Here is a 24,776-nt window from a genome sequence, read left to right as displayed (position 1 = left end):
GCGCTATCCCATTGGAATAGAGCACGGAACTGGTGTTAGGCTTGAGATTAATCCTCAAACGGGTCCGTCACAAGTATGGTGTCGTCCCGCTCCGGGCTGGTCGAAAGCAGGGCGACCGGCGCGCCGATCAGTTCTTCGACCTGACGGACATACTTGATCGCCTGGGCCGGCAGGTCCGCCCAGCTGCGCGCGCCGACCGTCGATTCCTTCCAGCCTTCGAGCGTGATGTAGATCGGCTCGACCCGCGCCTGCTGGCTCTGGCTTGCCGGCAGGTAGTCGATCTCCTTGCCATCAAGCTTGTAGCCGACGCAGATCTTCAGTTCATCGAGGCCATCGAGAACGTCGAGCTTGGTGAGCGCGATGCCGGTGATGCCGTTGGTCTTGACCGTCTGGCGCACCAGGACGGCGTCGAACCAGCCGCAACGACGCGGACGTCCGGTATTGACGCCGACCTCGCGGCCGACGGTCGCCAGGTGCTTGCCGATCTCGTCGTCCAGCTCGCAGGGGAACGGTCCCTCGCCAACGCGGGTGGTGTAGGCCTTGGTGATGCCCAGCACATAGTTGATCGCCGTCGGCCCGAGGCCCGAACCGGCAGCGGCCTGGCCGGCAACGGTGTTGGACGATGTTACGAACGGATAGGTGCCGTGGTCGTTGTCGAGCAGCGCGCCCTGCGCGCCCTCGAACAGGATGCGTGCGCCGGACCGGCGCTGCTTGTCCAAGAGATCCCAGACCCGGTCGATATAGGGCAGGATGTGCCCGGCGACCGACGTCAGTTCCTCTTCGATCGACTCGACGGAGATTTCAGGAAGGTCCATACCGCGACGCAGCGCGTTGTGATGCGTCAGCAGGCGCTCGATCTTCGGCCGAAGCGTCTCGGGCTCCGTAAGGTCGATCACGCGAATGGCGCGGCGGCCGACCTTGTCCTCATAGGCCGGGCCGATGCCGCGGCGCGTCGTGCCGATCTTGGTGCCGCTGGCGGAGGCCGCGTCTTCACGCAGCGCATCGAGATCCCGGTGCAGGGACAGGATGAGCGGCGCGTTGTCGGCGATGCGCAGCACGTCGGGCGTCACCGCCACGCCCTGCGCGCGCAGCTTCTCCACTTCCGCGACGAAATGGTGCGGATCGACGACCACGCCATTGCCGATGACGCTGAGCTTTCCGCGCACGAGACCGGACGGCAGCAGGGCCAGCTTGTAGCTGATACCGTTGATGACGAGGGTATGACCGGCATTGTGGCCACCCTGGTAACGAACGATCACCTCGGCCCGTTCCGAAAGCCAATCGACAATCTTGCCCTTGCCTTCGTCACCCCATTGCGAACCGACAACTACGACACTTGCCATTTCATCTTTCCCGTTTTCGCGCGCGAGCGCTCTACCGTTTAAGCACACATACAGGGGTGCGCCTGACACAAACCCGCGCATCTATACTGTGTTGTCTTTGGGAATGCGACCCTGTTATGACGGCCCACATCCGCTTTTTGAATGACAGTCCGCGCTTTTTCACCTTACCTCGACAACCTGCCGGCGCGCCCTGCCCGTCCCTTTCACCATCCGGATCCTGTCGCCTTGAACAAGAGAGCCTATTTATACCTGTGCATCACATCGCTCTTCTGGGGCGGGAACTCGGTCGCGGGAAAACTCGCGGTCGGCCATGTGAGCCCGATGGTGCTGACGACCTTCCGCTGGGTCGTCGCGCTTCTCATCATCCTCGCGCTCATGACGCCGCAGGTGAAACGCGACTGGCCGGTCATCCGCAAACACTGGCTCCAGCTGCTGCTCTACGGCGTCTTCGGCTTCACGGCCTTCAATGCCCTGCTCTACACCGCGCTCGGCTTTACCAGCGCCATCAATGCCGTCATCGAGCAGGCCGGCATTCCCATGCTGATCTTTGTCTTCAACTTCTTGCTCTTCCGCATCCAGGCATCCATCGCGCAGATCATCGGCTTCACGGTGACGCTCGTCGGCGTGCTGATAACAGCCGCTCATGGCGAATTCTCGGCACTCGCCGAGCTCGAGTTCAATTTTGGCGATGCGTTGATGCTGGTCGCCTGCATCGTCTATGCCGCCTATACGGTCTCGCTGCGCTGGAAACCGAATCTGCACTGGCAGAGCTTCATCGCCGCGCCCGCCCTGGGCGCACTGCTCAGCGCCATACCGCTCCTCTTTTGGGAACTGTCCCGCGATGCCGCGATCTTCCCGGATGCGACCGGCTGGGCCATCGTCTTCTATGCCGGCATCTTCCCCTCCCTCCTCTCACAGGTTCTCTACGTGCGCGGCGTCGAGATGATCGGAGCGAACAGGGCCGGTCTCTTCATCAACGCCATTCCGGTGTTCGGCACGCTTCTCTCCGTACTGCTCATCGGCGAAACCATTTACGCTTTCCACTTCGTCGCTCTCCTTCTCGTACTCGGCGGCATAGCGATTGCCGAGTGGGGACGCCCGAAGGAAAAAAAGGTCTGACAATCCCCGGAAGTCACGGGTAAATCCTTATATTTCAAGGGTTTTATCCCTAAAACTGGGGCGGCCGCTTAAACTTTGTTTAGATTTTTAATGGTGCTGTTTGCGCACCATTGCTCTCTTCAGGTTCAAGCCGTGAAAAACATACGCATTTCCACCCGCATTTATCTCCTCACCGCCATGGCTCTCGTCTTCATGGCAGCTGCCATGATCTACAAGACGCAGGTCGCCAACGAGGAGGTGAATGCCGAACGCCGCCTGATGTTGCGCAACGTCACGGAGTCAGCCATCTCCGTCATCGCATCCTACGAAAAACTCGCCAACGAGGGCGCATTGCCTGTCGAGGAAGCCAAGACGCGCGCAATCGCCGACGTGATGGCCATGCGCTTCGGCGAAGGCGGCTACTTCTTCATCAACGGCTTCGACGGCATGATGATCGCCCATCCGCTGAACGCCAAGCTCATCGGGACCGATGTCCGCGGCCTCAAGGATGCCAACGGCAAGGCCTTCAACGTCGAGCTCATCGCGCTCGCGCAGAACCCCGGCAGCGGTTTCGTCGACTACGTGTGGGACAAGCCTGGCCAGAGCGAGCCGGTCGAAAAATTCTCCTACATCCAGGGCTTCAAGCCCTGGGGCTGGGGCGTCGGCACGGGCGTCTACGCGGATGACCTTGCCGCGCAATACTACACGTCCATGGTGACGACGATCGTCATCACGCTGATCGCCGGTATCGCGACGCTGGCAGCCGCCCTTTTCATCGGCCGTTCCATCAGCCGCCCGATCAATCGCCTGAAGGACGTCATGCTCGAGGTCTCGCGCAACGAGACGCGCTCCGACGTGCCGGACACCGACCGCAAGGACGAAATCGGCAGCATGGCCGATGCGCTCGTGTTGCTGCGCAACTCCGTCATCGAGCGCAATGCCCTGGAAATCCGCCAGCGTGAACAGCAGGTGGTCATCGACGGCGAACGCAGCGCCAACGAGGAGCGCCAGACGGCCGTTGCCCGCGGCCAGTCCCGCGTGGTCGATACGATCGGCTCCGCCCTGGAACGTCTCGCGCAAGGCGATCTCACCGTCTCCGTGCCGGAACTCGGCGCCGAATACGAAAAACTGCGCCGCGATTTCAACGGCGCCGTTGCGTCCCTGAAATCCACCATCGCGGCGATTGCCGAATCCACCGCCGTCGTCAACTCCAGTGCCGCCGAGATCAGCCGCGCGGCCAACGACCTCTCGCAGCGCACCGAGCAGCAGGCCGCCTCGCTGGAAGAGACCGCCGCGGCCCTCGACGAGATCACCGCCGCGGTGCAAAACTCCACCACCCGCGCCGAAGAGGCCAAGCGCATGGTCTCCGACGCACGCTCGGGCGCGGCAAAGTCGAGCGAAGTCGTTCGCAACGCCGTCGATGCTATGGGCCGCATCGAAAGCTCGTCCTCCAAGATCGGCGAGATCATCGGCGTCATCGACGACATCGCCTTCCAGACCAACCTGCTCGCGCTGAACGCCGGCGTCGAAGCTGCCCGCGCCGGGGAAGCCGGCAAGGGTTTTGCGGTCGTGGCACAGGAAGTGCGCGAACTCGCCCAGCGCTCGGCCAATGCCGCCAAGGAGATCAAGACGCTGATCAACGCATCCTCCACCGAGGTTTCCGCGGGCGTCTCGCTGGTCGAGGAAACCGGCACGTCGCTCAGCGACATCGAGCGCCGCGTCAACGAGATCAACGATCGCATCGTCTCGATTGCCACTGCGGCGCAGGAACAGGCCGTCGGCCTGCGGGAAATCAACACGGCCGTCAACCAGATGGACCAGATGACCCAGCAGAACGCCGCCATGGTGGAGGAGACCTCGGCCGCCAGCCAGACGCTGGCACAGGAGAGCGGCCAGCTTGCCAGCCGCATCGCCCACTTCCAGTTCGCCGGCACCGTCACCAGCAAGATGCGCCGCGCGGCCTGACTTATCGCCAGAACCGTCTTCAATCAAAAGGCCCGCCGGATCGCTCCGGCGGGCCTCTTCTTTTCCGTCTTGGGAGGACGAAGGTCAGTCGACGTTGAAGACAAGCGGCTTGATCTGGCGGATCGCCGGATTGGCGCGCAGCTTGTTCAGCACGTCCTCGGACACGGCGGCATCGACATAAAGCAGCGCGATGGCATCGCCGCCCTGCTTGTCACGGCCAAGCTGGAAGTTCGCGATGTTCACACCGGCTTCGCCGAGCGTCGTGCCGATGAAGCCGATCATGCCGGGAACGTCGGTGTTGGTGATGTAGACCATGTGGTTGCCGACGTCGGCGTCCAGGTTGATGCCCTTGATCTGAATGAAGCGCGGCTTGCCGTCGGAGAAGACGGTGCCGGCGATCGAACGGGTCTGGTTCTCGGTCTTCACCGTCAAGCGGATGTAGCCGTCGAAGACGCCCGATTTGTCCCGCTTGACCTCGGAAAGGATGACGCCCTTTTCCTTGATCATCACCGGGGCCGAGACCATGTTGACGTCGGCTACCTGCGGACGGATGAGGCCGGCAAGCACGGCGCTCGTCAACGCCTTGGTGTTCATCGAAGCGGTCGCGCCGTCGTAGAGGATCTCGATTTCCTTGATCGCGCTTTCCGTGACCTGGCCAACGAAGGCGCCGAGCACGTCGGCAAGGCGGATGAAGGGCTTCAGGAGCGGCGCTTCCTCGGCCGTGATGGACGGCATGTTGATGGCGTTGGAGACCGCGCCTTTGACGAGGTAGTCCGACATCTGCTCGGCGACCTGCAGGGCGACATTCTCCTGCGCTTCCGTGGTGGAGGCGCCGAGATGCGGGGTGCAGACGACGTTTTCGAGGCCGAACAGCGGGCTCTCCGTCGCAGGTTCGACTTCGAACACGTCGAAACCTGCGCCGGCGACATGGCCCGACTTGATGGCTTCGGCGAGTGCCGCCTCGTCGACCAGGCCGCCACGGGCGCAGTTGATGATGCGTACGCCCTTCTTCGTCTTGGCCAGCGCTTCCTTGCCCAGAATGCCGCGCGTCTTGTCGGTCATCGGAACATGCAGCGTGATGAAATCGGCGCGGGCGAGCAGGTCGTCCAGCTCCACCTTCTCGACACCCGTTTCCCGGGCGCGTTCAGCCGAGAGGAAGGGATCGTAGGCGATGACGTGCATGCCAAGGCCGATCGCTTTGCGGCAAACGATGCCGCCGATATTGCCGGCGCCGATGACGCCGAGCGTCTTGCCGGTGATTTCGACGCCCATGAACTTCGACTTTTCCCACTTGCCGGCCTGCGTGGAGGTGTCGGCGGCAGGCAGCTGGCGGGCGACGGCGAACATCAGCGCGATGGCGTGTTCCGCCGTGGTGATCGAGTTGCCGAAGGGCGTGTTCATGACGATGATGCCGCGGCGCGAGGCGGCCGGGATATCGACATTGTCGACGCCGATGCCGGCGCGGCCGATGACCTTGAGGTTGGTCGCTGCCGCGATCAGCTTTTCCGTCGCCTTGGTGGCGGAGCGGATGGCAAGGCCGTCGTAGTTGCCGATGATCTCGGCGAGCTTTTCCTTGTCCTTGCCGAGCTTCGGCTGGAAATCGACTTCAACGCCGCGATCGCGGAAGATCTGGACGGCGGTTTCCGAGAGTTCATCGGATACGAGTACGCGAGGTGCCATGGGAGGCCTCCTTCAATGGGTCCGGGGAGATGAGATCAAAGGTGGCTTCGCCCAGAGGACGAAGCCGGTCGCGAATTCAGGCCGCAGCCTTGGAAAGCGTCGCCTTCTGGGTCTCGAAGGCCCAAGTCAGCCACGGCATCAACGCTTCGAGGTCGGCCGTATCGATGGTGGCACCGGCCCAGATGCGCAGGCCCGAGGGGGCATCGCGGTAGGCGCCGATGTCATAGGCGACACCCTGCTTGTCGAGAAGGGACACGAGGCCCTTGGCGAAGGCCGCCTGTGCGTCGGCGTCGAGCGCCAGCACATCCTTGTCTGATATCGTCAGGCAGACCGAGGTGTTCGAACGGGTCGCCGGGTCCTTGGCAAGGTTGGCGATCCAGTCGTTCTTGTCGACGAAATCGAAGATGACCTTGGCATTGGCATCGGCGCGAGCCATCAGGCCCTTCAAGCCGCCAACCTGCTTGGCCCAGAGCAGCGCATCGATATAGTCCTCGACGCAGAGCATGGAGGGCGTGTTGATCGTCTCGCCCTGGAAGATACCCTCGATGATCTTGCCGCCCTTGGTCATGCGGAAGATCTTCGGCATCGGCCAGGAAGGCGTGTAGCTTTCGAGACGCTCGACGGCACGCGGCGACAGGATGATGACGCCATGCGCGCCCTCGCCGCCCAAAACCTTCTGCCAGGAGAAGGTGACGACATCGAGCTTCGCGAAATCGAGATTTTGGGCAAACGCGGCCGAGGTCGCGTCGCAGATCGTCAGGCCCTTGCGGTCATCAGGAATGAAGTCTGCATTGGCGACACGCACGCCTGATGTCGTGCCGTTCCAGGTGAAGACCACGTCACGGTCGAAATCGATCGTGGAAAGGTCGGGCAGCAGGCCGTAATCGGCCGTGATCTTGCGCGTATCCGGGAGCTTCAGCTCCTTAACGACATCGGAAACCCAGCCCGAACCGAAGCTTTCCCAGGCGACCATGTCGACGCCACGCGGGCCGAGCAGCGACCACAGCGCCATCTCGACGGCGCCGGTATCGGAGGCCGGCACGATGCCGATGCGGTAATCCGCCGGCACTTCCAAGACGTCACGGGTGAGATCGATAGCCTGCTTGAGCTTGGTCTTGCCGATCTTGGCGCGGTGCGAACGACCGAGCGGAGCATCGGAAAGCGCATCGAGCGACCAATTGGGGCGCTTCGAGCACGGGCCAGAAGAAAAATGGGTGTTGTTCGGACGTACGTCCGGCGCGGTGACGGTCTTCGTCATGATCGCTATCCTTCCAGATAGATAGCCCTTCGTTGGGGAAGGGTGTCCCGCCGTCGTGAATATGGGAGAGTCGCTTTTCCGTCAAGAGGATTATGTCGCGAACGAAGAATAATCCGACGCAATGGAAACGGCGCGCCGGTTGCCCGACGCGCCGTTGAAGAGATTTGCGAGAAAAGGCCTACCAGGTGGTGACGCGGATGCCGGCGCGGATTTCGTGCTTCTGGAAACCGTCGTCTCGGCCCTTCGTGCCTGCACCGCCCCAACCCGCTTCCGTGGCGCCGTACCTGTACATATTGCCACCGGCCGTGTCGGAATAACGATAGCCGAGGTCGAGCTTGACGCGGTTCGTCAGATCCACGGATGCGCCCGCCATGAGGGCGTAGGTGAAGCGCCAGCTATCCTCGCCGCTGAGACGCTCGTTGGCATAGAGCCGACCCGAGCAGCTGGCCGTGCCGTCTTCGCAGAACGGCTTCTGATTCATGGTGTTCCACCGGAGATAGGTCACACCCGCGCCCGCGCCGATATAGGGCGTGATGCCGGCATAGGTGCCGAGATCGACATATCCGTTGGCCATGACGTTGAGCGCGTTGTAATCGCCCTTGTGGCCGAAGCCGCAGCTCGTGCCCGCCGGCTCGTCGCTGCTGCAGGGCAGGTTGACGTTCGAACGGCCGCTGAGGCTGCCATTGAAGAAGTCGGTCGTCAGGTCGGTGCGCAGGAAATTGTTGAACTGGTAGCCCATGCCGACGCCATAGGACATCGGCTTGGAGAAACGTGCGCTGTCGAAGCTTTCGTTCGAGAAGACCGTGCCGCCCGGCTGATAGACCGTGTAGTGCGGCTTGCCGCCCTTCATCCAGCCCGAATAGCCCAGGTCGCCGCGCAGATACCAGCCCTCGGCAACCGTGCTGCCGGAAACGTCGATCTCCGGAGCGTTGATGATGTCGAGGTCGCTGGCCATGGCGCCGGTTGCGACGAGGCCGGCGAAAACGGCGAAACCGGCGAAACCAAGCGGTGCGATACGTCGAAACATAGCTTCGTTCCCCTGAAGCCCGGACCTGCCGGCGGTTGCGATCGGCTCGGGCGCAAACGACGACGTTGCTGCCCTATACCGTTGATTAACCATAGCTGTTAAGGAATGAAAAAACGGTTAAGCGCCCTGAATCGGGACAACCGAACCGAAGCAGCAAGAATGCAAAAGGCCGCCCCGAAGGGCGGCCCTGGATGCTGGTCCCGTGAGACGGGATTATTTGTAGACCGGCTGCTCGATCGGAATCTCCGCCGGCGGGATATAGGCCTGCTGGTCGCAACCGTTGAAGGAGTAGCGCAAACCGGCGCGAGCCTCGTGGCTGTAGAAGCCCTTGTCGTAACCCGGGCCGCCGCCCTCGTTGAAGCCGAACATGCCGCCCTTGGTGACGTGACGGAAACGATAGCCGACATCGGCCTTCAGGTTGCAGGTCACGTCGATCGCCGTACCGGCCATGAGGGCGTAGGTAAAGCGCCAGTTCTTCTTGCCGCGGTGAACGAAGGTCGGATCGCAGTTCGTCGGATCGCCGTCTTCGCACGATGTGTTCTTGAGGTCGTCCCAGCGCACATAGGTGCCGCCGATACCCGCGCCGACATAAGGCGTGAAGAGACCATAATGACCGATATCGACATAGGCGTTAGCGAGCAGGCTGAGCGCCGTCAGGGACGCGACGTCGGTGGAGGTGCAGCTGACAGCCACACCGCAGCCGCCGGAGGTGGAACCGCGGAAATTCGACTTGAACATGTAGTCGAGCGTCACGTCCGTCCGGAAATGGTCGTTGATCTGGTAGCCGACACCGCCGCCGAGCGTGAAGCCGCTCTTGAGGCGCGTGGAGTCGAACTCACGGACATTGCCGTTCGAGCCCTGGAAATACTTCGCGCCGCGGATCTTGTTGTAGGACCAGCCCATGTCGCCGCGCAGATACCAGCCGCCTGTCTCGACGATGGCCTCCTGAACGGGTGCTTCGATGACTTGCGGCTGGTAAACGTCGGCCGCATAAGCCGACGTGCCTGTCAGCAGGACGGCTACGACGCCACTCAAAACTTTCCTCATGGCCTTGCTCCAATAGGCTTCAACTTGGCGCGGCCGGTGCGCCGGTCCCCAAGTCCCTCGATCAGGAATGGATAATGGAGAGGAAAGGTTAAGGGGCGATTAACTACAAAGATTCACCTTATTTGTTAACGGACGTTCACGAATTCGGTAAATTTTAAATAAAAAACATCAATTCGGCACGAAAGCTTCAAGGCCTACTTGCACGACAAAGAAAAGGCCGGGGCAGAGCCCCGACCTTTTCAAATCGTCCCAGAATACCAGGATCAGGCGGCGCTTCGTACCGATCCGATAACGCTGACCAGTTCGTCCACGATGCGCTCCACCTGGCCGCGATCGTCGCCTTCGGCCATGACGCGGATCAGCGGCTCCGTGCCGGACGGGCGGATCAACAAGCGACCGTTCTTGGCAAGTTCGCTTTCCGCATCGGCAATCGCCTGGCGGACGCCTGCGTCCTCCAGCGGCTTGCCGGCCTTGATACGGACGTTCTTCAGCACCTGCGGCACCGGCTCGAACCGGTTGCAGACCTCGCTCACCGACTTGCCACTGCGCTTGACACAGGCGAGCACCTGAAGGGCTGCAACGAGGCCGTCGCCCGTCGTGCCAAAATCCGACAGAACGATATGGCCCGACTGTTCGCCGCCGACATTGTAATCGTGGTTGCGCATGTGCTCGACGACATAGCGGTCGCCGACCTTGGTGCGCTCGAGGCCAAGCCCCTTGTCCGTGAGGAACCGTTCCAGGCCAAGATTGGACATGACGGTCGCGACGAGGCCATTGCCGCGCAGAATGCCGTCCGCCGCCCAGCTTTCGGCAATCACGGCCATCAGCTGGTCGCCGTCGATGATCTTGCCGGTCTCGTCGATGATCTGCACGCGGTCCGCGTCGCCATCCAGTGCGATACCGATATCGGCGCGCACTTCGTGCACCTTGCGCAGCAGCGTTTCGGGATGGGTCGAGCCGCATTCGAGATTGATGTTGAGGCCATCAGGCTCGTTGCCGATCGTCACGACATCGGCGCCGAGTTCCCAGAGGGCGGCCGGAGCCACACGATAGGCGGCGCCATTGGCGCAGTCGATGGCGACGCGCAGGCCCTGCAGGGTGACATCGCGGGGCAGTGTGCGCTTGGCATGTTCGATATAGCGGTCATGGACGCCGTCGATGCGCTTGGCCCGGCCGATCTCGTCGGACTTGGCGAGCTGGGCCATGAGGTCCTTTTCAAGCAGGTCCTCGATCTCCAACTCGATTTCGTCGGAGAGCTTGTAGCCATCAGGCCCGAAGAGCTTGATGCCGTTATCGTAGAACGGGTTGTGCGAAGCCGAGATCATCACCCCGATATCCGCACGCAGCGAGCGCGTCAGCATGGCGACAGCCGGCGTCGGGATCGGGCCGAGAACGAAGGCATCGATGCCGGCCGCGGTGAACCCGGCAACCATGGCATTTTCCAGCATGTAGCCGGAAAGCCGGGTATCCTTGCCGATGACCACCCGGTGACGGTGCGCGCCGCGCCGGAAGATGGTGCCGACCGCAATGCCCACGCGCATGGCAAGATCAGGCGTCATGGGAAAGGTATTGGACTGTCCCCGGATACCATCCGTGCCGAAGTAACGACGTTTCATATGTGCTCCTGAAATCGCCCGCTGTGACGGCATTCTCTGATGCGCTCGGCTCTGGAGCTTTTGCTCACAAGCCCGGCGGCGTCATACATCAAGCCGCGAAGAGGCGGAATAGTCTAAATCCGTAACCTTGCCTTAACCTTAAGGCGCAGCCGGACATGCTGTCTCTTTGCCACAGAAGTCGGGAAATAGCATCAAGCTACAGATCAGGAATGATTACAGCCCGTTACCGAAAGAAAACGGCCGGGAACAACGTCCCGACCGTTCTTTCATTCCTTGCGCAGGATTTACTGCGGTTGCGGCTCGAGCCCGCCTTCCGTTTCGCCGCCCTTCTTGTGGCCAGCCTTCGGAACGGCGGAACCACGGTGCGGCGGCGTGTCGTCGCCAAGATCGCGCGCCGGCTTTTCGCCGCGGATCAGCGCCTTGATCTCCTCGCCCGTCAGCGTCTCGTATTCGAGCAGGCCTTCGGCGAGCGCCACGAATTCGTGGTGCTGCTCGGTGATGATGCGTTTCGCCTCGGTATAGGCCTCGTCGATCAGGCGGCGGACCTCGTTGTCGATCTTCTGCGCGGTGGCTTCGGAAACATTCTTCTGCTGCGACACCGAATGACCGAGGAAGACTTCCTGCTGGTTCTCACCATAGGCGACAAGACCGAGCTGGTCGGAAAAGCCCCACTGGGTGACCATCGCGCGGGCAAGCTTGGTCGCCTGCTCGATATCGGAGGATGCGCCGGAGGTGATGTTGTCCTTGCCGAAGGTCACTTCCTCGGCAACGCGGCCGCCCATCATGATGGCGAGGCGCGAGACCATCCATTTGTAGCTCATCGAGTAGCGGTCGCCCTCGGGAAGCTGCATGACCATGCCGAGCGCACGGCCGCGCGGGATGATCGTCGCCTTGTGCAGAGGATCGGCGAGCGGCACCTTGAGCGCGACGATGGCGTGGCCGGCCTCGTGATAGGCGGTGAGCTTCTTTTCCGCCTCGGTCATGCCCGAGGAACGGCGCTCCGCGCCCATCATGATCTTGTCCTTGGCGTCCTCGAACTCCTGCATGGTGACGAGGCGCTTGTTGCGACGCGCCGCCATCAGGGCAGATTCGTTGACGAGGTTCATGAGGTCGGCACCGGAGAAGCCGGGCGTACCACGGGCCAGAATCTTCAGATCGACATTCGGCGCCAGCGGCACGTTGCGAACGTGAACCTTGAGAATGCGCTCACGGCCGATGATGTCGGGGTTCGGCACGACGACCTGGCGGTCGAAACGGCCGGGACGCAGCAGCGCCGGATCGAGAACGTCCGGGCGGTTGGTCGCGGCGATCAGGATGACGCCTTCATTCGCTTCAAAGCCGTCCATCTCGACGAGCAGCTGGTTCAGCGTCTGCTCGCGCTCGTCATTGCCGCCGCCGAGACCGGCGCCGCGGTGACGGCCGACGGCGTCGATTTCGTCGATGAAGATGATGCAGGGTGCGTTCTTCTTGGCCTGCTCGAACATGTCGCGCACGCGGCTGGCGCCGACGCCGACGAACATTTCGACGAAGTCCGAACCCGAGATCGTGAAGAACGGCACGTTCGCCTCACCCGCAACAGAGCGAGCGAGCAGCGTCTTACCCGTACCGGGCGGGCCGACGAGCAGCACGCCGCGCGGAATGCGACCGCCGAGGCGCTGGAATTTCTGGGGATCGCGCAGGAATTCGACGATTTCCTCAAGATCCTGCTTGGCTTCGTCCACACCGGCAACGTCCGCGAAGGTGACGCGGCCATGCGCTTCGGTCAGAAGCTTCGCCTTGGACTTGCCAAAACCCATCGCACCGCGCGAGCCGCCCTGCATCTGGCGCATGAAGAACAGCCAGACACCGAGGATCAGCAGCATGGGCAGCAGCGTGCCGATATAGCTGAGGAAGCCAGAGGAGCCATCCGTTTCCGGACGCGCGCTCACCACGACATTCTTCGCCTCAAGCCGCTGGACGAGCGAATTGTCGCCCGCCGGCGCATAAGTCTGGAAAGTCGCGCCGGTCTCGACATAGCTGCCGACGATCTTCTCGCCGGTGATCACCACTTCCTTCACCCGGCTCGAGTCGACCTCCTTGAGGAACTGCGAATAGGGGATTTCCCGCGAGCCGGTCTGCGCCGGGCTCGTCTGGAACATGCTGAACAGCGCGATCAGCAAGAGGGCGATGATCGCCCAGAGGGCGAAGTTACGGAAATTAGGATTCATCGAGCGTTCCAGGTACTTTCCCGGCCGGGGTCTCCCGGCCGCTTCTTTAGCGCCTAACATAGGGTCGCCATGCGGCCTTGCCAAGGCAAAGCGCACGGACCGCGGGCATTTCTCACGCTATCGTCAACGAGAAGGGTTGTCTTCTTTCACCCGCCCATCGATCTCAGGCACAATTCTAGCACAACGCGCGGGCCCGCGCCTTCATTCGTTCGGCGGAGACGGAAAATCCGGCGCGCCCAGAACGGTCGCGAGCGCAGCGGCCAGCGGCAGATCGAAACGTGGAAGAAACTGCGCATAGGGCGCAAGGATGGCTTCGAGGGAAGCCACGTCGCCGGTGACCGGCGCGCCATCCTCAAATCTCAGGCACGGCATGGCCTTTCGGGCGCGCAGAGCGGGTCCACGAAGCCCCTGCCCGTCGGTATGCCCGTCATTGCCGACGGCGCCGATCACAATCGATCCGCGACTGCCATTGCTCACGCGATAGCGCCCATCCCAAACGGCCGCCTCACCCGCCGACACCACCAGACGCTCGATCCCGCGGCATTCCCGATACAGAAACAGCCCCTCGCGCCGCCGGTCGAAAACCACGCGGCCGGCGGTAAGCCGCGACAGTGTGCCGCTGGCGAGGAATGCGCGCAGACGCTCGGCCGAGGCGGTCTCCAGCACGTGAACTCGTCCGCCCGCCGTCGCCGCGAGCACAAGGAGCCCCCGCCATGCGGCGCAATCGGCAAGAGCAGTATCGACCGCCTCGGTCGCCAAGATAAATGCGCCGTTTTCCATGCACACATTCCGGGTCAGAAACCCGGCGGCCTTTTCGGAGAGCGCCAGCCTGTCGCCGCCGCCGTTCCCCTGCTCGCCCACGCCCGCGCGCTGGCGGACACGAACGCGCTCGAAACGGGTGTTCGCATTGCTGGGGTCATCGATCCACGTCTCGCCATGTGCGGAAAGAAACGCTCTGACAGCCTCCCGGTCCACCGCCAGAAACGGCCGGAACAACCATACGGCACCGTGCAACAAGACGGCATCGGCCATCCCCGACAGCCCGACGCCCCCGGCCGACCGCTCGGCGCGCATCGCAACCGTCTCGTTCTGGTCGTCGCGCGTATGGGCCGAAAGAATGGCATCGGCACCCGCAGCGATGGCGGCCTCGGCAAGCAACTCGTAGCGTTTGGCGCGGGCCGCTGCCTGAAGGGCGGTGGCGGGTTTGTCGCCATCCCATCGGCGGGTGGTGTGAGGGATGCCGTATCGCGCGCAGAGTGCCGCAACGACCACGGCCTCTTCGGCAGAGCCCGGGCGGAGCGCATGGTCGATGGTGCAGGCGCAGAGGGAAATACCGGGATAGCGCCCGGCGGCGCAAAGCGTGGCAAGGGCCACGAGCAGTCCGGTCGAATCGCTGCCACCGGAAATGGCGATCAGCAGGCGCACCGGGCGCTTGAAACTTTCGAGAAAACGGCCGGCTGCCTCGACGACGGAAACTTCCGCGCGGGCCACGGCCTTGGCTTCGTCCGCAATCAGCAGGACAGGCGGCTCTGTTCGGACGTGACCTTGCTCTTCACGGCTTTGGACGCGTTCGGGTAGCGCTTGCCGACTTCGCGCAGCGTCGCGCAGGCGGTCTCGCGGTTGTCGAGGGCAGCGAGTGACATGCCAAGCTTCAGAAGCATTTCCGGCGCCTTCTTCGACTTGCTGAAGGTCTGGTGCGCATTGAGGAAGGTCTTGGCGGCATCGTTGAAATTGCCCTGGGAATACTGGGCTTCGCCGAGCCAGAAATTGGCGTCCGCCGCTTTCTCGCCCTTCGGGAAAATGTCGAGATAGTCGCGGAACTCGCGCTCGGCCATCTGGTAGTCGCCGGTCAAGACATGGCCATAGGCGACATTGTAGAGGTCGTCGGGATTGTCGAGCGAGGCGGTTGATGACTGCGAGGCCGCCGGCAGGTTGCCGCCGCCGTCGACGCCTGGAAGCGTGTTCCCGTTATCATTGCCAAGCGAGGCACTCTGATTGTCGAGGTCCGGATTGGAGGACGCCCCGACCGGGTTGCCGTTCTCGTCGAAGCGGATCGAGCCCAGCTCCTGCGGTTGCGCGCCGCTGCCGTCGTTTGAAGCACTCTGGGTGTCGGTTCCGGCGGTATCATCCGCCGGCACCTGGTTCGTTGCGGTCTGCTGGCCGGCCGTGCCGTCATCCACCGGTTTGTCGAGCGCGCCGCTCTTGCCTTTCGCGCCGCCCTTGCCGCTTTCCAGATCCTGGAAGCGGTATTCGTTGTCTTCCTGCGTCTTGCGGAGCTGTTCCTGCATCTGCAGGAGCTGGTAGCTCATTTCCTCGATCCGCCCGTTCAGGCTGCGGATCTGCTCTTCGAGCTCACCGACGCGCGGGTCCATGGCCTGCGCCAGGATCACATCGCCCTTCGCCGCGCGCTCGTTCTGCGCCGGCAGGAAGCCATTCGTCAGCGTCGAGAGCGGCGATGCGCTGATCGGACCGACCATGCCTGCTACCGCTGCGAGACTGAAAACGCCTGCCGCGACAAGTTTCTTCATCTATCTTCGTCCTGTTGGTGTCGTTGTGCGCCGAAGCGCCGCCGCAAGAGTTTTCCAAATGCTTTTAAAAAGCAACGGAGTTCGGCCAAAGTGTGTTGAAAAAAGAAAGGCGGCCGATGGGCCGCCTTTCGGATCGTTCCTCTTTTCGAGGAATTACATGCCGGCACCACCGAGAACGGTGACGGCGCGGCGGTTCTGCGACCAGCAGGAAATGTCGTCGCAGACAGCAACCGGCTTTTCCTTGCCGTAGGAAATCGTCTTGATGCGGCCTGCCGGAATGCCACGCGAAGCGAGGTACTGGCGGGTCGAAGCCGCACGGCGTGCGCCGAGCGCGAGGTTGTATTCACGCGTGCCGCGTTCGTCGGCATGGCCTTCGACCGTGATCGCGTAGTTCGGATACTTCTGCAGCCACTGGGCCTGACGATCGAGCGTCGCGGCAGCGTCCGCGCGGACCGACGAGGAGTCGGTGTCGAAGAAGATGCGGTCGCCGACATTGACGGTGAAGTCCTGCTGCGAGCCCGGGGTCGCCGCACCTGCACCGCCGAGACCGAGGTCGCCGGCGCTGTTCGGCAGGTTCTTCTTGGAGGCGCAGCCTGCGAGGGCCAGCGTCATGACAAGCGCGATCATCACCGGATTGCGGGCGATGGTCTGCATGCGGCCAGCGGCCGGGGAATGAATGCGGCTCATGAGCCGGTCTCCTTGCATCAGTTTTTGCGTCAAGTTCGTTGAAGCGCGGTTTTCAATCAGGGTTGCCAGACTGTAACCGCAGTCGGTTAATCCGCACTCAACGATTATGGTTAACGATTGCTTGTAAGACCGTCCCCGGCCCCTCGCATTCTCTATTGCTCGTCCTCCCGGCCACGAATCCACTTCGCCCCTGCCGGATTGACGTCACGCGAAAACGGGTCTGCCGCTTCTCGCCTTAAAGCCTGATTTACAGGACTTTGCGGCAAGAACGCGGCAGACCCGCCTTATATGCGATCCTACTCCAGAAGCGGTGACCAGGCCGGGTCGGAGGCGAAGCCCTTCGTCTGCACGGGCTGCTCGTTGTAGCCGGAAAGGTCGATCGAGTAGATCTGCGGACCACCGGCGCCCGCACCCTGGCGGAAGAACATCAGCACGCGGCCGTTCGGCGCCCAGGTCGGGCCCTCATTGTGGAAGCCAGAGGTCAGGATACGTTCGCCCGAGCCGTCCGTCTTCATCACGCCGATCGAGAACTTGCCGCCCGACTGCTTGGTGAAGGCGATGAGATCGCCGCGCGGAGACCAGACCGGCGTGGAATACGAGCCGTCACCGAAGGAGATACGGCGCTGGCCGGAACCGTCGGCGCCCATCACATAGAGCTGCGGCCTGCCGCCACGGTCGCTTTCGAAGACGATCTGCGAACCGTCGGGCGAATAGGACGGGGAAGTGTCGATGGCCGCCGTCGAGGTCAGACGCGTGGTGGTGCGCGAGCGCAGGTCCATCGTGTAGATGTTGGAATTGCCTTCCTGCTGCAGGCTCATGATGACCTTTTGGCCATCGGGCGAGAAGCGCGGCGCAAAGGTCATGCCCGGAAAGTTGCCAACCACTTCACGCTGCCCCGTCTCCAGCTGGAGCAGGTAGACGCGGGGCTGGTCGCCCTCGAAGGACATGTAGGTGATTTCCTGGCGGTTCGGCGAGAAGCGCGGCGTCAGGACGAGATCATTGGAGTTCGTCAGCGCGCGGGCATTGAAGCCGTCCTGGTCCATGATGGCGAGCTGGCGCTTGCGGGCCGTCTTCGGGCCGCTTTCGGCGACATAGACGATGCGGGTGTCGAAGTAGCCTTTTTCACCGGTCAGGCGCTCATAGATGGCGTCGGCGATGATATGGGCGACGCGGCGCCAGTTTTCCGGCTGGGTGTAGAACTGCTGGCCCGTCAGCTGCTGGCCGGCAAAGGTATCCCAGAGGCGGAATTCGGCGCGCAGGCGGCCATCGCCTTCCTGCGTCACACGGCCCGTCACCAGCGCCTGCGCGTTGATGACCTTCCAGTCATCGAAGCGCGGCGCCTGGTCGGGGTTCGAAATCTTCTCGATGAAGGCCTGCTTGTTGACGGGCGCGAAGAGGCCGGAGCGCTTCAGGTCAGCCGCGATCACGTCGGAGATGCGCTGGCCGAGGTCGCCGCTGGCAACGAAGTCCGTTACCGCGATCGGCAGCGGCTCGACGTTACCCTTGTTGATGTTGATTTCCACGACCGCCCAGGCCTGCGGCAGGAAAGCCGCGAGGCCGGTCAGCACGACCAGCATACGGAGGAGAGTGCGTCTGAACATCTTTTCTAGGCCTTCCTAGTTCTTACATCATCTGGCTGGGGTCGAAGTTCACGACAACTTCACTCCAGGCGTCATATTTTTCAGGCGGCAGACCCTTGAAGGGTCGCGATTTCATGATGGCGCGGCGGGCACCGCCGGCGAGCGCGCGACGCGCGGATTCCGAACCGCCGGTGGCCGTCACCTCCGGCTCGCCGATGATGTCGCCGTTCTGGTCGAGCTGCATCGTCACCTTGATGCGCACGTCCGTGGCATCGGCCATGCCGGGGATGATCGACCAGTTGTTCTGGATCTGACCACGCAGCGCATCCATCTCGCTCATCGAAAGCTTGGTGCCGCTCGTGGTCTTCTCGCCGCCGAGTGCCGCCTCTTCCTTCGAACGTTTTTTTCCGCCGCCGGCTGCCTTTTCCTTGTTGAGAAGCGCGGTAATCTCGTCGGCATTGAAGTCGCTGTCGTTCAGCGACCTCGCCTCCTCCTGCTTCTTCTTCTGATCCTTTTTGCGGTCCGGCGTCTTGGCGGTTTCGGCCTTCGCCGTCTCCACCTTCTTCTCAGCCGGCTTTTCCGTCGTCTCGGTCTTCGCTGTCTCGAGCTTCGGCTTCATCTCGGGAAGCGGGATCTTGTCCGGCAGCGCCTCGGCTTCCGGATCCGCCGTCGGCTTTTCTTCCGAAGGGGTCGCCTCAGCCTTGGGGTCCGGCTTCACCTCCTGCTTGGCCTCGGCAACGGCTGCGACTTCCGTCGAGGGCTCGCTCGCAGGCTCTTCCTGCTTTACCTCTTCGACGGGCTTGGTGTCGGGCGTCTGCACGGCCTTTTCGGCCTTTTCAGGCGAAGCAGCCGTCTCGATATCGCGCGGCTTTTCTTCCGGCGTCGGCATGTTCTTCAGGTCGAGTTCGTTGTCGCCGGCATTTTCCGCATTCTCGACCGGCGTTTCCTTCTTCGTCGGGATCGGCGCGGCCTTTTCCTTCATTTCGGCTTTTTTGTCGCCCTGCTGGATCTGCGTCAGTTCCTCGATCGACACGATATCGACCGGCAGCGCCTCGACGTCGGCGACGTCGAAACTTTCAGGACTGCCGAGCGAAACCAGCGCCCAGGTCAGAACCAGGGTGTGGAGCATGGCGGATGTGGCAAGGCTGCCCTTCATGGCGTGCGGTTACCTGTCCGGTTTCTGCTCGGTGACGAGACCGATATTGGTGAAGCCGCCGGCCTGGATGCGCGACATGACGTCGGCAATCACGCCGTAGGGTGCCGTACCGTCGCCGCGCACGAAAACACGTTCCGTGTAGCCGGTCGTCGCCACGGCCTGGAGCTTGGCAGCCACTTCGTCGATGGGGATTGCCGTCTCCTGCAGGAAGACCTGACCGTCGGCCTTGACCGATATGGTGATCGGCTGCGTATCGGCGTTGAGCGCCTTCGCCTGCGTCTTCGGCAGATCGAGCGGCACGCCGACCGTCATCAAAGGTGCTGCCACCATGAAGATGATGAGCAGCACAAGCATGACGTCGACGAACGGCGTCACGTTGATTTCGCTCATCGGGGCGCGTTTGCCGCCGCCGCGGCGACGGCGACCGCCACCTGAATTCTTCGCTCCGACTGACATGCCCATGGCGTCGTCTCCGTCTGTTCTAAACGATCGTCACTGCGCCGCGGCGCGCGGCTGCAGCTTCTCGTCGATCTGGCGCGAGAGGATGGCGGAGAATTCGTCCGCAAAACCTTCCATGCGCGCCGTTAGCTTGCCGGCATCGGCGGAGAACTTGTTGTAGGCAATAACCGCCGGAATTGCGGCAAGCAGGCCGATGGCGGTCGCGAGAAGCGCTTCGGCAATACCGGGAGCGACGACCGCGAGGCTCGTCTGCTTGGAACCGGCGATGGCCTGGAATGAGGTCATGATACCGACGACCGTACCGAAGAGACCGACGAAGGGTGCGGCCGAACCGATGGTGGCGAGCGAGCCGAGGCGCGCCTCCAGCGTTTCGGATTCACGCGACAGCGTCACGTCCATCGCCCGGTCGATACGCATCTGGAGACCGATCGGAGAGCGCGCGCCGCGTTCGAAACTCTTTTTCCACTCACGCATCGCCGCCACGAAGATGGCGCTCATGCCCGAGGTCTGGCGATCGGAGAGCGTGCGGTAGAGCTCCTCCAGCGACTGACCCGACCAGAAGACCTGCTCGAAGCTGTCGAACTGGCGGCGCGCCTTGCCGTAGCTCACCGTCTTGTCGACGACGATGGCCCAGGTCCAGACGGACGCTGCGATAAGGCCGAGCATGACCAGCTTCACGACGAACCCGGCCTGCATGAAGAGCCCCCAGAGGGTGACGCTCGCAGCCGCTTCCAAACCTACTTGTTCCATAGACCTATGTCCCCGAATCCAAACACCCGGCACGGGCCCTTGCGGCTCGAACCGGGTAACATTCACGCCGCACGGTCTCCTGGGAGGTCGAACCCGCATCGGCATTCACAGAAACATGCGTTGCAGACCAGGATTTTGCCCCACCCGCTTCGCCTATCCGTCAAGAATGTCCGGTTGATGCCGCCGGCAGCCAAATGCCGGTCAAACGCTTACAACCTGCCTTCTTCACGGCAATTTTGGTTAAAGGATGACGTGCAGTGCACAAAATCCTCACGAACCGAGTAAGACATCATTATGGTTAAGGGAGTGTTACCGCTAATGCGCGCCCGAAGCTTCTTGCGCCCTGGCAAGAAAACGCGCCGCAAGTCCTTCCGGCAGGCGCCGCGGCCGGCCCGCCGAATTGATGACCGCGATGATGACGCGCGCGGCGATCAGCAGTTGCTCGCCGCGTCGGATTTCCTGGTTGAGGATCATCTTCGCCCCACCCGCCTTTTCGGTGGAGGTCTGGATGGTCAGGATATCGTCCATGCGCGCGGGCGCCTTGAAGTCGATCTCCATGCGATGCACGACGAAGACCAGCCCCTCGCGATCCTCCTCAAGGACAAGACTGCCCTGCTCCACGCCGAGCAGGCGCAGATAGTCCGTCCGTCCTCGCTCGAGGAAATGCAGGTAGCGCGCGTGATAAACGACACCCGAAAAGTCCGTATCCTCGTAATAGACGCGCTGCACGAGCCGGTGGCCCGCTTCGGTTAATTCACCGGAGAGATGATGGGGGATATCCGTCAAAATGCGGTCTCCTTCGCGGCGAGCAACGGCAGGCCTTCCCGGACGATGAGATGTTCGGCCGATGCCGGCAGCCGGTCGATGCGATCTGCGATAAACTGCGGCTTCAGGCGATTTCCGCTCAGCGCGCCCGGTGTCGCGCGCAGCCAGCGGAACTCCACCTCGACACCATCGACGACCCGGTGGACGATGTCCGTCTCGTGAAACGGAAATGCCTCGTCCAGCGTGAGCAGGTAGTAGAAGCCGAGTTCGTGCGCGGCGTAGCCTTCATAGGTAAAGAAATTCTCGACCGTCCACAGCAGGCGTTCGATACGCGCTTCCCGATGCAGCTCCTCGCGCATTTCACGCAGAACCGTCTCCTGGGAGCTCTCGCCGATCTCCGCCCGCCCGCCGGGCAGCGCCCAGTAATCGTCCTGCGCCCCGCGCTGGGCGAGCACATGCCCGTCGCGGAAGATCAGGCCAGCCACACGGAAGCTGAAGAGCTGCGGCTTGCGGTCTATCCGGATCATATGGCGATCCGGCTCACTCATCCTCGAGCCCCAGCCGGAACTGCGACGCCTCCAGATCCCGCGGCGGCGTCAGGCCCATATGCTTCCAGGCATTGGCGGTCAGCACGCGGCCGCGCGGCGTGCGCTGGATAAAACCCTGCTGGATCATATAGGGCTCGATGATGTCCTCAATCGCATCGCGCGGCTCGGAAAGCCCCGCCGCGATCGTCTCGATACCGACCGGCCCGCCGCCGAAATTATGCGCGATCATCGAAAGATAGCGCCGGTCGAGCTGGTCGAGCCCCATATTGTCGACGAGCAGCCGGGTCAGCGCCTCATCCGCGATTTTCTGGGTCACCGCTTCGGCCCGCGCCACTTCGGCGAAGTCTCGCACGCGGCGCAGAAGACGGCCCGCAATACGTGGCGTTCCGCGCGCACGCCGCGCGATCTCGCGCGCGCCGTCTTCCGTGATACCGAGGCCCATCAGGCGCGCGCCGCGGCGCACGATCAGTTCCAGTTCCTCGACGGTGTAGAAATTCAGCCGCACCGGAATTCCGAAACGGTCGCGCAATGGCGTGGTGAGCAGGCCGAGGCGCGTGGTGGCGGCGACGAGGGTGAATTTCGACAGGTCGATCTTGACCGAACGCGCGGCAGGGCCCTCGCCTATGATCAGGTCGAGCTGGAAATCCTCCATGGCCGGATAGAGGATTTCCTCGACGGCCGGGTTGAGGCGATGGATTTCGTCGATGAAGAGCACGTCGCGCTCTTCGAGATTGGTGAGCAGCGCCGCGAGATCGCCCGCCTTGGCGATAACGGGGCCGGAGGTCGAGCGGAAATTGACGCCGAGTTCCTTCGCCATGATCTGCGCAAGCGTCGTCTTGCCGAGGCCGGGCGGACCGACGAAAAGCACATGGTCGAGCGCCTCGCCGCGGTTCTTCGCCGCCTCGATGAAGATCTTGAGGTTCGCGCGCGCCTCCGCCTGGCCGGTGAAATCGTCCAGCGTCTGCGGCCGCAAGGCGGTATCGATGTCCTCGCCGCGCTTTTCCGGCGCAAGCAGTCTGTTCTCGTCGCTCATCGCGCCCTAATCCCATTGTCCACGGCGGAAGGCAACCGCATCACCGCGACAATTCCTTGAGGCCGAGGCGGATGAGCCTGGCGCTGTCGGCCCCCTCCCCACCATTCTTCAGCGCCGCCGCGACGGCATTGGCCGCCTGGTCGCGCGAATAGCCGAGATTGGTGAGCGCCGAGACGGCATCGGAAACGGGCGCGGAGGCGACACCTTCGCCGATCTCCTGCTTGAGCCCTATGGAAGCGGCCGCCTCGCCCGCGAAGGCCGGCGCCTTGTTGCGCAGTTCGGTGACGATGCGCACCGCCACCTTCGGCCCGACGCCCGGTGCGCGCGACACCACGATCTTGTCCTGCAGCGCGATGGCGTTGGCCAGTTCGCCGGGTGTCAGCGTCGAGAGCACAGCAAGCGCCACCTTGGAGCCGACACCCTGCACGCTCTGCAACAGCCGGAACCATTCCCGCTCCAGCGCCGTCAGGAAGCCGAACAGCTTGAACTGGTCCTCGCGCACATAGGTCTCGATGAACAGAACGGCCGCCTCGCCGGACGAACCGAGCTTGCCGAGCGTGCGCGCCGAACAATGGGCGACATAGCCGACACCGTGAACGTCGAGCACCACATGGTCGTCGCCGATCTCGTCGATGGTGCCTTTGAGTTTGCCGATCATGGTGGGTATCCGTCAGGGATGGGTTTCAGGAGAGATGATGTCGAGCGTCGGGAAATAGGTGCGGTAGCGCGCGGCGTCGCGGGTGAGCAGCCGGTGCCTGCGTATCTCCGCATGAGCACCAATCAGGAAATCCGGCAGTGTGCGCTCGCGCTGCCCGCCGGCCCGGCGATAGCGCTGGTGCGCAATTCCCGCCTGATAAGCGGCAGAGAAAGGCAAAGCTTCGCGCACCGGATTGAGGCGCGATAGTGTGAGCGCCAGCTCATCCTCACTCGGCATCATGCCCGCCAACTCCGCCCAGACGATCGGCGACAGGATGAATTGCGCATCCGGCTTGAGCGCAAGGATGACATCGGAAGACCAAAGCTTGAGGGGTGTCTCCGGTCCGAAAACGTCGATGATGATGTTGGTGTCAATCAGAACCGAGGTCATCACGCGGTCCCCGAAGCCACTCTACATATTCATCGCCCGTCATACCGCCGGTATCGAACGTCCCGGACCGGCTCTTCAGCCACGTCTCGAAATCATCGGGTTCGGCAACCTTGCCACCCGAGACGACGATGAGTCGCGCGCCCTTGCCATCGGCAACGAAGTCGACCTCCGATCCCGGACCGATATTCAGCCGGTCGCGGATATCCTTTGGAATCGTCACCTGGCCTTTTTCCGTCACACGCATGGTAATACCTCTGCGGTATTACTTATCGCCACAACCGGAACAAGTCAAGAACAAATCAACCGACGAGCTTGGCGAGGCGGCCGGAGAGACCCTGGCGATTGTGGGCGTGGCAGATGGCGATGGCGAGCGCATCGGCGGCGTCATTGCCGACAAAAGTCGCCTTCGGCATCAGAACCTTCAGCATCATGTGGATCTGCTGCTTCTCGCCGTGCCCGACCCCGATGACGGCCTTCTTCACCGCATTTGGCGCATATTCGGCGACACGCAGACCGGCGCGGGCGGGAACAAGCATGGCGATGCCGCGGGCCTGGCCGAGTTTCAGCGTCGCCACCGCATCCTTGTTGACGAAGGTTTGCTCGACGGCGGCTTCGTGCGGCTGGTAGCTGTGTATGATCTCGGCAAGGCCGTCATGCAACTGGCAAAGACGAGAGGCAAGATCCGCGTCTCCATCGGACGTCACCGTACCCGAGGCGACGAAGCGCAGCGAGTTGCCGAGCGTCTCGATAATCCCCCAGCCGGTGCGGCGAAGCCCCGGATCGACGCCGATGATGCGAATCGTTTCCTGCATAGAAAAATCCTAGTCCTGTCGAGCGGACCCTGCCAGCGAAATGTGAACAAAACAAAAACATCGAAGGTCGCGAACGAAAAGCGATTTCTTCTCGCTTGGATTTCGCAAAACTGAACCTACATGGGAGGAC

The 24,776-nt window shown here is 62.6% G+C and carries 23 protein-coding genes; 2 read left to right on the top strand and 21 right to left on the bottom strand.

Annotation, left to right across the window (positions count from 1 at the left end):
• Positions 1 to 47: 47 nt before the first annotated feature.
• Positions 48 to 1,343, bottom strand: a complete 1,296-nt coding sequence (locus MUO32_RS19810) for an adenylosuccinate synthase (protein ID WP_257950111.1) — start codon at positions 1,341 to 1,343, stop codon at positions 48 to 50.
• 225 nt (positions 1,344 to 1,568) lie between these two features.
• Here MUO32_RS19810 and MUO32_RS19805 point away from each other — a divergent pair, with 225 nt between their 5' ends.
• Entirely contained in the window at positions 1,569 to 2,462 is an 894-nt protein-coding gene (locus tag MUO32_RS19805) for a DMT family transporter (RefSeq protein WP_257950110.1), read from the top strand.
• A 132-nt stretch (positions 2,463 to 2,594) separates the two neighbouring features.
• Positions 2,595 to 4,406: a methyl-accepting chemotaxis protein gene (locus tag MUO32_RS19800; RefSeq protein ID WP_257950109.1), complete on the top strand. Its 1,812-nt coding sequence runs from the start codon at positions 2,595 to 2,597 to the stop codon at positions 4,404 to 4,406.
• 84 nt (positions 4,407 to 4,490) lie between these two features.
• On the opposite strand, the gene serA is transcribed toward MUO32_RS19800, so the two are convergent.
• From serA to ruvC, 20 genes are all read right to left on the bottom strand, one after another.
• On the bottom strand, positions 4,491 to 6,086 hold the full coding sequence (gene serA / locus MUO32_RS19795) for a phosphoglycerate dehydrogenase (RefSeq protein ID WP_257950108.1): 1,596 nt from the start codon (positions 6,084 to 6,086) through the stop codon (positions 4,491 to 4,493).
• Between the two features lie 76 nt (positions 6,087 to 6,162).
• On the bottom strand, positions 6,163 to 7,344 hold the full coding sequence (locus MUO32_RS19790) for a phosphoserine transaminase (protein ID WP_257950107.1): 1,182 nt from the start codon (positions 7,342 to 7,344) through the stop codon (positions 6,163 to 6,165).
• Positions 7,345 to 7,522: 178 nt separating this feature from the next.
• Positions 7,523 to 8,371 (bottom strand): outer membrane protein, encoded by an 849-nt coding sequence (locus MUO32_RS19785; protein WP_257950106.1) that lies wholly within the window; start codon positions 8,369 to 8,371, stop codon positions 7,523 to 7,525.
• Positions 8,372 to 8,584: 213 nt separating this feature from the next.
• Positions 8,585 to 9,418 (bottom strand): outer membrane protein, encoded by an 834-nt coding sequence (locus MUO32_RS19780; RefSeq protein ID WP_257950105.1) that lies wholly within the window; start codon positions 9,416 to 9,418, stop codon positions 8,585 to 8,587.
• A 263-nt stretch (positions 9,419 to 9,681) separates the two neighbouring features.
• The gene (gene glmM / locus MUO32_RS19775; protein WP_257950104.1) at positions 9,682 to 11,034 is read right to left on the bottom strand and encodes a phosphoglucosamine mutase; all 1,353 of its coding nucleotides are present in this window, start codon (positions 11,032 to 11,034) and stop codon (positions 9,682 to 9,684) included.
• A gap of 284 nt (positions 11,035 to 11,318) precedes the next feature.
• Complete coding sequence (ftsH, locus tag MUO32_RS19770; protein ID WP_257950103.1) at positions 11,319 to 13,241, bottom strand: ATP-dependent zinc metalloprotease FtsH; 1,923 nt, start codon at positions 13,239 to 13,241, stop codon at positions 11,319 to 11,321.
• A gap of 201 nt (positions 13,242 to 13,442) precedes the next feature.
• On the bottom strand, positions 13,443 to 14,732 hold the full coding sequence (gene tilS, locus MUO32_RS19765; protein WP_257950102.1) for a tRNA lysidine(34) synthetase TilS: 1,290 nt from the start codon (positions 14,730 to 14,732) through the stop codon (positions 13,443 to 13,445).
• A 20-nt stretch (positions 14,733 to 14,752) separates the two neighbouring features.
• Complete coding sequence (gene ybgF / locus MUO32_RS19760) at positions 14,753 to 15,769, bottom strand: tol-pal system protein YbgF (protein WP_257950101.1); 1,017 nt, start codon at positions 15,767 to 15,769, stop codon at positions 14,753 to 14,755.
• Positions 15,770 to 15,922: 153 nt separating this feature from the next.
• On the bottom strand, positions 15,923 to 16,456 hold the full coding sequence (gene pal / locus MUO32_RS19755; protein ID WP_257950100.1) for a peptidoglycan-associated lipoprotein Pal: 534 nt from the start codon (positions 16,454 to 16,456) through the stop codon (positions 15,923 to 15,925).
• 296 nt (positions 16,457 to 16,752) lie between these two features.
• Positions 16,753 to 18,057 (bottom strand): Tol-Pal system beta propeller repeat protein TolB, encoded by a 1,305-nt coding sequence (gene tolB / locus MUO32_RS19750; RefSeq protein ID WP_257950099.1) that lies wholly within the window; start codon positions 18,055 to 18,057, stop codon positions 16,753 to 16,755.
• Positions 18,058 to 18,079: 22 nt separating this feature from the next.
• Positions 18,080 to 19,192, bottom strand: coding sequence for a cell envelope integrity protein TolA (gene tolA, locus MUO32_RS19745; RefSeq protein WP_257950098.1), 1,113 nt, complete (start codon positions 19,190 to 19,192; stop codon positions 18,080 to 18,082).
• A gap of 9 nt (positions 19,193 to 19,201) precedes the next feature.
• Entirely contained in the window at positions 19,202 to 19,654 is a 453-nt protein-coding gene (gene tolR, locus MUO32_RS19740; RefSeq protein WP_257950097.1) for a protein TolR, read from the bottom strand.
• Between the two features lie 30 nt (positions 19,655 to 19,684).
• On the bottom strand, positions 19,685 to 20,401 hold the full coding sequence (gene tolQ / locus MUO32_RS19735) for a protein TolQ (protein ID WP_257950096.1): 717 nt from the start codon (positions 20,399 to 20,401) through the stop codon (positions 19,685 to 19,687).
• Positions 20,402 to 20,716: 315 nt separating this feature from the next.
• Entirely contained in the window at positions 20,717 to 21,178 is a 462-nt protein-coding gene (ybgC, locus tag MUO32_RS19730; RefSeq protein WP_374708698.1) for a tol-pal system-associated acyl-CoA thioesterase, read from the bottom strand.
• Between the two features lie 5 nt (positions 21,179 to 21,183).
• Complete coding sequence (locus MUO32_RS19725) at positions 21,184 to 21,693, bottom strand: NUDIX hydrolase (RefSeq protein WP_257950094.1); 510 nt, start codon at positions 21,691 to 21,693, stop codon at positions 21,184 to 21,186.
• Positions 21,694 to 21,706: 13 nt separating this feature from the next.
• Positions 21,707 to 22,747, bottom strand: coding sequence for a Holliday junction branch migration DNA helicase RuvB (gene ruvB, locus MUO32_RS19720; RefSeq protein ID WP_257950093.1), 1,041 nt, complete (start codon positions 22,745 to 22,747; stop codon positions 21,707 to 21,709).
• A gap of 40 nt (positions 22,748 to 22,787) precedes the next feature.
• Positions 22,788 to 23,405: a Holliday junction branch migration protein RuvA gene (gene ruvA, locus MUO32_RS19715; RefSeq protein ID WP_257950092.1), complete on the bottom strand. Its 618-nt coding sequence runs from the start codon at positions 23,403 to 23,405 to the stop codon at positions 22,788 to 22,790.
• A 12-nt stretch (positions 23,406 to 23,417) separates the two neighbouring features.
• Positions 23,418 to 23,834: a type II toxin-antitoxin system VapC family toxin gene (locus MUO32_RS19710; protein WP_257950091.1), complete on the bottom strand. Its 417-nt coding sequence runs from the start codon at positions 23,832 to 23,834 to the stop codon at positions 23,418 to 23,420.
• Entirely contained in the window at positions 23,815 to 24,078 is a 264-nt protein-coding gene (locus MUO32_RS19705; protein ID WP_257950090.1) for an AbrB/MazE/SpoVT family DNA-binding domain-containing protein, read from the bottom strand. Before MUO32_RS19705 ends, MUO32_RS19710 begins: the two co-directional genes overlap by 20 nt.
• Before the next feature lie 55 nt (positions 24,079 to 24,133).
• Positions 24,134 to 24,646, bottom strand: a complete 513-nt coding sequence (ruvC, locus tag MUO32_RS19700; RefSeq protein ID WP_257950089.1) for a crossover junction endodeoxyribonuclease RuvC — start codon at positions 24,644 to 24,646, stop codon at positions 24,134 to 24,136.
• Positions 24,647 to 24,776 lie beyond the last annotated feature (130 nt).

This window comes from Shinella sp. CPCC 101442 (assembly GCF_024704725.1).
Taxonomy (GTDB): Bacteria; Pseudomonadota; Alphaproteobacteria; order Rhizobiales; family Rhizobiaceae; genus Shinella.
This window is presented reverse-complemented; position numbering and strand designations above follow the sequence as displayed.

What these genes read in the sequence shown, in the direction of transcription:
- MUO32_RS19790 (WP_257950107.1), bottom strand. Translation starts at nt 7,344, where the DNA reads ATGACGAAGACCGTCACCGCGCCGGACGTACGTCCGAACAACACCCAT.
- ybgF (WP_257950101.1), bottom strand. Translation starts at nt 15,769, where the DNA reads ATGAAGAAACTTGTCGCGGCAGGCGTTTTCAGTCTCGCAGCGGTAGCA.
- tolB (WP_257950099.1), bottom strand. Translation starts at nt 18,057, where the DNA reads ATGTTCAGACGCACTCTCCTCCGTATGCTGGTCGTGCTGACCGGCCTC.
- MUO32_RS19705 (WP_257950090.1), bottom strand. Translation starts at nt 24,078, where the DNA reads ATGCGTGTGACGGAAAAAGGCCAGGTGACGATTCCAAAGGATATCCGC.
- MUO32_RS19780 (WP_257950105.1), bottom strand. Translation starts at nt 9,418, where the DNA reads ATGAGGAAAGTTTTGAGTGGCGTCGTAGCCGTCCTGCTGACAGGCACG.
- tolR (WP_257950097.1), bottom strand. Translation starts at nt 19,654, where the DNA reads ATGGGCATGTCAGTCGGAGCGAAGAATTCAGGTGGCGGTCGCCGTCGC.
- tolA (WP_257950098.1), bottom strand. Translation starts at nt 19,192, where the DNA reads ATGAAGGGCAGCCTTGCCACATCCGCCATGCTCCACACCCTGGTTCTG.
- MUO32_RS19710 (WP_257950091.1), bottom strand. Translation starts at nt 23,834, where the DNA reads ATGACCTCGGTTCTGATTGACACCAACATCATCATCGACGTTTTCGGA.
- glmM (WP_257950104.1), bottom strand. Translation starts at nt 11,034, where the DNA reads ATGAAACGTCGTTACTTCGGCACGGATGGTATCCGGGGACAGTCCAAT.
- pal (WP_257950100.1), bottom strand. Translation starts at nt 16,456, where the DNA reads ATGAGCCGCATTCATTCCCCGGCCGCTGGCCGCATGCAGACCATCGCC.
- ruvA (WP_257950092.1), bottom strand. Translation starts at nt 23,405, where the DNA reads ATGATCGGCAAACTCAAAGGCACCATCGACGAGATCGGCGACGACCAT.
- MUO32_RS19725 (WP_257950094.1), bottom strand. Translation starts at nt 21,693, where the DNA reads ATGATCCGGATAGACCGCAAGCCGCAGCTCTTCAGCTTCCGTGTGGCT.
- MUO32_RS19785 (WP_257950106.1), bottom strand. Translation starts at nt 8,371, where the DNA reads ATGTTTCGACGTATCGCACCGCTTGGTTTCGCCGGTTTCGCCGTTTTC.
- MUO32_RS19810 (WP_257950111.1), bottom strand. Translation starts at nt 1,343, where the DNA reads ATGGCAAGTGTCGTAGTTGTCGGTTCGCAATGGGGTGACGAAGGCAAG.
- tolQ (WP_257950096.1), bottom strand. Translation starts at nt 20,401, where the DNA reads ATGGAACAAGTAGGTTTGGAAGCGGCTGCGAGCGTCACCCTCTGGGGG.
- ruvB (WP_257950093.1), bottom strand. Translation starts at nt 22,747, where the DNA reads ATGAGCGACGAGAACAGACTGCTTGCGCCGGAAAAGCGCGGCGAGGAC.
- ftsH (WP_257950103.1), bottom strand. Translation starts at nt 13,241, where the DNA reads ATGAATCCTAATTTCCGTAACTTCGCCCTCTGGGCGATCATCGCCCTC.
- ruvC (WP_257950089.1), bottom strand. Translation starts at nt 24,646, where the DNA reads ATGCAGGAAACGATTCGCATCATCGGCGTCGATCCGGGGCTTCGCCGC.
- serA (WP_257950108.1), bottom strand. Translation starts at nt 6,086, where the DNA reads ATGGCACCTCGCGTACTCGTATCCGATGAACTCTCGGAAACCGCCGTC.